We start from the raw sequence: 7,644 nt of genomic DNA on the forward strand, positions 1-7,644 counted from the left end.
CGGGGCGGGGGCGGCTGCCGGCTCTGCCGGCGTGGTGGAAACCGAACCGATCTTGGCCAGCTCGCCGCCGACCTCGACGGTGGTGTCCTCACCGGCGGTGATCGACAGCAGCGTGCCGGCCACCGGGGACGGGATCTCGGTGTCGACCTTGTCGGTGGAGACCTCCACCAGCGGTTCGTCGACCTCCACCGAGTCGCCGACCTGCTTCAGCCAACGCGTCACGGTGCCCTCGGTGACGGATTCGCCCAATTCAGGCATCAGCACCGGAGTGCCGTCGCCGGCCGGCGCGGCCGCAGCGGGCTTGGACTCGGCTCCGGACTCGGCGGCCTCGGGCTCCGGTGCCGGCTCGGGCTCGGGTTCGGCGGCCGGCTCGGATGCCTGCTCGGCGGGCTCCGCGGCGGGAGCCCGTTGGACGGGCTCGCTGCCGCCCCCAGTGCTTTCGCCGGCCTCGCCGATCAGCGCCAGCTCGCCGCCGACCTCGACCGTGGTGTCCTCCTCGGCGATGATCTTGGTCAGCACGCCGGACACCGGCGCGGGGATCTCGGTGTCGACCTTGTCGGTGGAGACCTCCAGCAGCGGTTCATCGGCCTCGACGGTGTCGCCCTCTTTTTTGAGCCAGCGTGTCACGGTTCCCTCGGTGACGCTCTCACCGAGGGCAGGCATCTGAACTGAGAACGCCATCGCAGTTGACTCCTCGATCGGTCGGTGGGCCGCCTTGGCTCGCCCTCCGGCTTACCACAGCGGGTGCATCGAGCGGCGTATCCGGGCGGACTTTCGCTGCTAGGCGGCGGACTGTCGCGGACTGCCGAAACCATCCTGTCATTGCCCCGGCCCGCTTACACATCCAGGGGCCGATGGCCGTATCGGTGAACTAGCATCCCGGTGATGGGCTCGGAAAATGGCGGCGATAACTGCGAGCTGTGGTCCGGTTTTGACATCTCGGGTGTGGCCAGTAACTACCAGGCAATAGCCGGTATTCTCGCAGGCTTCACATTTGCTGCCCTCACTGTCGTGCTCGACCGCTCGCATCGGAAGCACACCGGCGGGCATCCGGTCGACCTGCGCGGTGCCGAATATGAGAAATTGACCGGGATCGCATTGATCGCAGCGTTCCTCGGCCTGCTATTCGCCAGTTTCCAGTACGGCATCCTGGCCGGTGAGCGCGGCTGCGCGCTGACCAGTGGCCGGGCGGCGTCCGAAGAACTGCTGGGCGACGTCATGTTCGCGGCGTCGATCTCCATCCTGGTTTACGGCCTGGTGCAGTTCGCGGCGAGCTCATCGGCGGCGCTCGCCAAGCATGCGCGATTCATCGTGGTGGTGCTCGTCCCGCCGGTTGTCTTCGCATTCGCCGAGATCAAGCTCATGGATCTGGCCATCTCGCTCGGTTCGTCGGAGGATCGGCAGCCGCTGCAGCCGCTGTGGGATCACGCGAACAGGCTCGCGGCCCCGCTCGGGCTGACGGTGATGGCCGTCAGCGGTGCCCTCTGGTTGGCCGGAGCCAAACGGCGCCGTTCGCCGTCACCACGTGGCCGCATCGTGCGCACCAGCCAAATGGCGCTGCCGTATCTCACCATTGCCTTCGTGGTGTACGCGCGGATTCGGTCCGTCGTCGCGTTACCGACCATTGATCCGCATTCGCACATCACCCCCGGCGAGGGCTGGATGTGGGTGACTCTGCTGACCGTTGTGGTGCTGCTGCAGAGCACCGCGCTGTCCTTTCAGAGCGGCGTCGAAATTTCCGAGCCGGTCGCCGAAAAGCAACCGGCATGATCGGGCGGTAACCGGCTACCCGTTCTCGGCGATGTCCTCCAAGACCGCGAACATGGTGCGGGTCGGCACCCCGGTGCCGCCCTTGCCGGTGTAGCCCCACGGGCCGGCGCTGTTGTAGGCCGGCCCCGCCACGTCGATGTGCGCCCAGGCCACGCCCTCGGCCACGAACTCACGCAGGAACACCCCGGCGACCAGCATGCCGGCGAAGCGCTGCCCGCTGACGTTGGCCAGATCGGCCACCGTCGACTTCAGGTCCTCTTTGAGCTCGTCGGGCAGCGGCATCGGCCAGCCGTTCTCACCGACGGCCTGCGAGATCGCCGCCACCCGGTCCCGGAACTCGTCCGAACCCATCACCCCGGGGGTACGCGCGCCCAGCGCCACCGTCTGCGCACCGGTCAGTGTCGAGGTCTCGATGAGATAGTCCGGGTTGTCCTCGCAGGCCCGCACGATCGCGTCGGCCAGCACCAGTCGGCCCTCGGCGTCGGTGTTGAGCACCTCGACGGTGGTGCCGCCGTACTGGGTGAGCACGTCCCCGGGCCGCTGCGCGGTGGACGACGGCATGTTCTCGGCCATCGGGACGGTGGCGGTCACCTCTACCGGGAGTTCGCGGCGCGCAGCCAGCACCACGGTCGCGATCACGGCCGCAGCCCCGCCCATGTCGGAGGTCATGTGGTGCATCGAGGCGGCCGGTTTGATCGAGATGCCGCCGGTGTCGAAGGTGATGCCCTTGCCCACCAGCGCCACCTTCTTGACCTCATGCTCGACGGCCGGCCGGTACGTCAGCCGCACCAACCGCGGCGGCCGCGACGAGCCCTTGCCGACACCGATCACCCCGCCGAAGCCGGCGTCGGCGAGCGCCTGCTCGTCGAGCACCTCGACCTGCAGACCGGCGGCTTCGCCCAGCGCCTTGGCCCGGTCGGCGAACTCGGCCGGGAACAGGTGGCTCGGCGGGGTGTTGACGAAGTCCCGCGCGGTGGCCACCGCGGCGGCGACATCGGCCCCGCGGGCCGCGCGTGCCGCCGCGACGGGCGCGGCGCTGACCACGGTGACCGATTGCAGGCCCGGATCCTTCGGGGCGGTCTTGTCGGTGCGGAACGCGGTGAAGCGGTAGCCGCCCAACAGCAGGCCCTCGACACCGGCTGCCACCACGTCCTCATCGGGGGCGCCGGGCAGCCCTGCCAGGGTGTCGACGATGGCGGCGGTGCCGTTGAGCGAGCGTGCCGCGGTGCCCGCCGCGTGCCGGATCACATCAGCGGGCCAGCTGTCGCGGGCCTTGCCCAGTCCGACGGTCAGCACGCTGGCCACCGGCAGTGATGCCACCACCAGCCGGTGTACCTGTTCGCTTCCGCCCTTGGCGTTCAGCGCCCGCAGGCCGGCCTCGATCTCGGCGACCGCTTCGGCCGGCAGTGCCGGCTCGGTCGCGGCGACCACGGCGCCGGACTCATCCGGCTCATCGCCGGCCGATACGACCGGCACGATCAGCACCGCCTCCTCGGCGGTGGGCAGCGAGTCGGTGACGGTGACGGTAGGGGCGCGGTATCCGGGTTGGGTGCTCACAAGCACTCACCCTAACGATCGGCGGGCAGCACCAGCTCGTATGCCGGGACGGGCTCGTCGAATCCCTTGAGTTTCAAGGGCCCTCTTTCCACCACGGGCCAGTCCGGCAATTCTTTGACCACGCCGGCGCAGGCCAGTACCTGCCTGGGTTCGGCGGCGTCCACCAGCCGCGCGGCCAGGTTCACCGGGGTGCCGAAGTAGTCACCGTTGATGGCCAGCACCTCCCCGTAGCTCAGTCCGGCCCGCACCTGCAGACCCACCTTGCGGGCCTTGGGATGGTCGACCAGGTCGGTCGCCGCCTTCGCCAACAGCTCCCCGCTCGCGCTCACCCACATCACCGCGTCGCCGATGAACTTGACCACCCGCCCGCCGTCGGCGTGCACCACGTCGGCGACGCTGCCGCCGAAGTCGGTGAGCAGCGTCGCCAGCTCCTCGGAGGTGAGCACCTGGGTCAGGGCGGTGAAGCCGGTCAGGTCGGCGAAGCCCACCCCGCACACCATGCTCGACGTGGGCCCGCCGGCCAGGCCCTCGAGGAATGTCCGGGCGCTGACCTGGTGCTGGCGGTGGACGGCGTCGATCATCGCGCCGATCCGGGGAATGTATTCGGCGACCGTCCGCCAGGCGCGGGCGGTGCGCAGCTCGCTGTGGGTGTGGCCCAGCCACATGTCGGGCTCGCTGATCCGGATCATCGACGACTCGGCCTCGGCCAGCCGGGCCATCGTCGCCCCCAACACCCGCAGGAAGCCGTCGACCGGCTCGCCGAGATAGGACCGCATCTCGACCCAGGTGGCCAGCCCGTCGACGTCGGCCTGGCTCAGCGCCGGCGTGTCGGGGCCATCGACGCTGAGCCCCAGCATCGTCCAGGCGCGTTCGACATCGCCGACCGGTACCCGCAAGGCCTCGGCGGCGGTCCGCAGCGTGTAGTCGGGCGGACCCGAGCGCCCCACCACGTCACCGGCCAGGCCGAACAGCCGGCCCTGGCGTTCGGCCTCGGCCATCTCCTCGGTGCTGAAACCGAGCCCGTCGAGGTACTCAAGCAGGCCGGCGCGCTCCCGCGCGTCGGAGATGCCCGCGGCTGCCAGCGCGTCCCAATCGACCACCTAGACAAGTTTGCCGATTAAGGTGGCTCGTCGTGAGCGAACTGCAACACGGACCCCTGGAAGATCGCCACCGCGAGCTGGGCGCCAGCTTCGCGGAGTTCGGGGGCTGGCTCATGCCGGTGTCCTACGCCGGCACCGTCGCCGAGCACAACGCCACCCGCAGCACCGTGGGTCTGTTCGATGTGAGCCATCTGGGCAAGGCGACGGTTCGCGGCCCGGGCGCGGCGGCGTTCGTCAATGCCACACTCACCAACGACCTGACCAGGATCGGGCCCGGCAAGGCGCAATACACGTTGTGCTGCAACGAATCCGGGGGCGTCGTCGATGACTTGATCGCCTACTACATCGCCGACGACGAGATCTTCCTGGTGCCCAACGCCGCCAACACCGCGGCGGTGGTGGCCGCCTTGACCGAGGCTGCGCCGGCCGGGGTGACCATCACCGACGAGCACCGCTCGCGCGCGGTGCTGGCGGTGCAGGGGCCGCGGTCGACCGAGGTGCTGGCCGGCTTTGGCCTGCCGACCGAGATGGACTACATGGGCTTCGCCGATGCGTCGTATGCGGGCGTGCCGGTACGGGTATGCCGCAGCGGCTACACCGGGGAGCACGGCTACGAACTGCTGCCGGAGTGGGAGACGGCGGCGGTGGTGTTCGACGCGCTGGTGGCGGCAGTTTCGCAGGCCGGGGGTGAGCTGGCCGGTCTGGGCGCCCGCGACACGCTGCGCACCGAGATGGGCTACCCGCTGCACGGCCACGAACTGTCGCCGGAGATCTCGCCGCTGCAGGCGCGCTGCGGCTGGGCGATCGGCTGGCAGAAGCCGGCGTTCTTCGGCCGCGAGGCGCTGCTGGCCGAGAAGGCGGCAGGCCCGGCGCGGCTGCTGCGCGGGCTGCGGGCCACCGGACGCGGCGTGTTGCGAGCCGAGTTGGCGGTGCTCGACGGCGACCGGCAGGTCGGGGTCACCACGTCGGGCACCTTCTCGCCGACGCTGAAGGCCGGCATCGCGCTGGCACTGATCGACGCGGATGCCGGCATCGATGACGGCGCGCTGGTCACCGTCGACGTGCGCGGCCGGGCCGTCGAATGCGAGCTGGTGCGGCCGCCGTTCGTGACGGCAAAAACCCGCTAGCGCACCGGTTATACAATCGCTGCATGAAAAGCGGCCTCCTCGAGTTCCAGGTGTCGGTCACGGCGAACCCGACTCCCGACGAGGTACGTGAATCCATTTTGGCTGAGCCGGGTTTCGGCAAGTTCCACACCGATCACATGGTGTCGATCGACTACACCCGCGATGCCGGTTGGCACAACGCGCGGGTCATGCCCTACGGGCCGATCGAACTGGACCCGTCGGCGGTGGTCCTGCACTACGCGCAGGAGGTCTTCGAGGGGCTGAAGGCCTACCGCTGGACGGACGGATCGATCGTGTCGTTCCGGCCGGAGGCCAACGCCGCGCGGATGCGCGCGTCGGCTCGGCGGCTGGCGATCCCGGAACTTCCCGACGAACTATTCATCGAGTCGCTACGGCAGTTGATCGCCGTGGACTCCGCCTGGGTGCCGGCAGCCGGGGGAGAGGAGTCGCTGTACCTGCGGCCGTTCATCTTTGCCACCGAGCCGGGACTGGGAGTGCGGCCGGCCAACGAGTATCGCTGCCTGGTGATGGCCTCACCGGCCGGCGCGTACTTCAAGGGCGGCATCAAGCCGGTGAGCGTCTGGCTGTCGACCGAGTATGTGCGAGCCTGCCCGGGCGGCACCGGCGCGGCCAAGTTCGGCGGTAATTACGCCGCTTCGCTGGTCGCCCAGGCGCAGGCCGCCGACAACGGCTGCGATCAAGTGGTGTGGCTGGACGCGGCCGAGCGGCGCTACGTCGAGGAGATGGGCGGGATGAACCTGTTCTTCGTGTTCGGCACCGGCGGCTCGGCGCGGCTGGTCACGCCGGAGCTGTCCGGGTCACTGTTGCCCGGAATCACTCGGGATTCGTTGCTGCAGTTGGCGACTGACGCCGGGTTCGCAGTCCAGGAACGCAAGATCGACGTTGACGAATGGGAGAAGAAGGCCGCTGCCGGCGAGATCACCGAGGTCTTCGCCTGTGGCACCGCCGCCGTCATCACCCCGGTGTCGAGGGTCAAGTCCGCGGCCGGGGAGTTCACCATTGCCGACGGTGAGCCGGGCGAGGTCACCATGGCGCTGCGGGACACGCTGACCGGCATCCAGCGCGGTACCTTCGCCGACACCCACGGCTGGATGGCTCGGCTGGACTGATCCTGCCGGGCTCAACCCGCCGAGCCGGGTGGGGCGTCCGATTCCTCCGGCCCGGGCGGCCAGTCCTCGGCCAGGGCGTCCTCGGCGTCCGGGTAGTCCGGCGCGTCGTCGGACCCGTTGGCCATCGCCTTGCGCGATTCTCGGCTTCTTTTGCTGTAGCGATGATGGCGAGCCATCGGCGTTCCTCCGGAGTCGCGAGAAGGCAAAAATGTTAATAACAGTTCCTGCTTTTTCAAACATACCCCGGAGTTGTGACTTTGGGGGAGAAAGGTCTCTAAGTCCGGAGAGTTTTCGATGCTTCCGGTCTGGTCAGAACGCGGCCAGCAGCACGGCGGCCAGCGCCGTCGTCCATTCGACGGCCGCGCCCAGCACGTCGCCGGTGACACCGCCCAGCCGGCGGACACAGCGCCTGACCAGCACCGCGGCGCCGCCCAGCGCCACCGCCACGGCGACCGGTCCGTGCCACGGCGCCGCACCGGCGAGCGTCGACCCGGCAGCGAGCACCGCTACCCAGGCGATCGCCACCGGCACCGGCTGGCTGCCCGCCACGGCGGCGCCCAGCGTGCTGCCCGGCGCGGCGGGCACCGAACGCAGGCAGGCCAGTACGGCCGACACCCGGCCGGCGCAGACCGCGACGACGATGCCCGCCGTGTCCAGCATCGGAAACGCCGATGCCTGCAGGCCGACCACCAGCACCACCGCGACCACTCCGAACGGCCCGGTCGCGCCGTCGCGCATCACCTGGAGTGCCTGTTCGGCGGGCCGATAGCTGCCCAGCCCGTCGGCGGTGTCGGCCACCCCGTCGATGTGCAGCCCGCGGGTGGCGGCCAGTAGCACGGCCACCGCGAGCAGCCCAGTCAACGCGCTATCGGGACCGAACGCGAAGCCGCCGGCCCAGACCGCGCCCGCCGCCAGCGCCCCCAGGCCGGCCCCGACCACCGGTAGCGCCGTCAAGGTGCC

At 69.8% G+C, this 7,644-nt stretch carries 8 protein-coding genes; 3 read left to right on the forward strand and 5 right to left on the reverse strand.

Annotated features, from left to right (window positions below; all coding sequences use genetic code 11):
* Positions 1-681, reverse strand: a 681-nt coding sequence (locus DQP56_RS20910; protein WP_286167797.1) for a biotin/lipoyl-containing protein, incomplete at its 3' end; no start/stop codon positions are given.
* A 204-nt stretch (positions 682-885) separates the two neighbouring features.
* On the opposite strand from DQP56_RS20910, the gene DQP56_RS20915 reads away from it, so the two are divergent.
* Positions 886-1,770, forward strand: a complete 885-nt coding sequence (locus tag DQP56_RS20915) for a hypothetical protein (RefSeq protein WP_234825758.1) — start codon at positions 886-888, stop codon at positions 1,768-1,770.
* A gap of 15 nt (positions 1,771-1,785) precedes the next feature.
* Here the strand turns inward: DQP56_RS20915 and DQP56_RS20920 are convergent, their stop codons facing one another.
* A complete protein-coding gene (locus DQP56_RS20920) occupies positions 1,786-3,327 on the reverse strand; it encodes a leucyl aminopeptidase (protein WP_112688718.1) in 1,542 nt (513 codons plus the stop codon).
* Positions 3,328-3,338: 11 nt separating this feature from the next.
* The gene (locus DQP56_RS20925) at positions 3,339-4,427 is read right to left on the reverse strand and encodes an adenylate/guanylate cyclase domain-containing protein (protein WP_112688720.1); all 1,089 of its coding nucleotides are present in this window, start codon (positions 4,425-4,427) and stop codon (positions 3,339-3,341) included.
* A gap of 32 nt (positions 4,428-4,459) precedes the next feature.
* Between DQP56_RS20925 and gcvT the strand changes: the two genes are divergently transcribed.
* Both gcvT and DQP56_RS20935 read left to right on the forward strand, forming a co-directional pair.
* Complete coding sequence (gene gcvT, locus DQP56_RS20930; protein WP_112688722.1) at positions 4,460-5,554, forward strand: glycine cleavage system aminomethyltransferase GcvT; 1,095 nt, start codon at positions 4,460-4,462, stop codon at positions 5,552-5,554.
* A gap of 23 nt (positions 5,555-5,577) precedes the next feature.
* A complete protein-coding gene (locus DQP56_RS20935) occupies positions 5,578-6,684 on the forward strand; it encodes a branched-chain amino acid aminotransferase (protein ID WP_112688724.1) in 1,107 nt (368 codons plus the stop codon).
* Between the two features lie 11 nt (positions 6,685-6,695).
* Here the strand turns inward: DQP56_RS20935 and DQP56_RS24845 are convergent, their stop codons facing one another.
* Together DQP56_RS24845 and DQP56_RS20940 are read right to left on the reverse strand one after the other, a co-directional pair.
* Positions 6,696-6,860, reverse strand: coding sequence for a hypothetical protein (locus tag DQP56_RS24845; RefSeq protein ID WP_165825096.1), 165 nt, complete (start codon positions 6,858-6,860; stop codon positions 6,696-6,698).
* 133 nt (positions 6,861-6,993) lie between these two features.
* Positions 6,994-7,644: adenosylcobinamide-GDP ribazoletransferase (locus DQP56_RS20940; protein WP_112688726.1), on the reverse strand; the 651-nt coding region annotated here is incomplete at its 5' end.

The organism is Mycolicibacter senuensis (assembly GCF_003284925.1).
Classification (GTDB): Bacteria; Actinomycetota; Actinomycetes; order Mycobacteriales; family Mycobacteriaceae; genus Mycobacterium; species Mycobacterium algericum_A.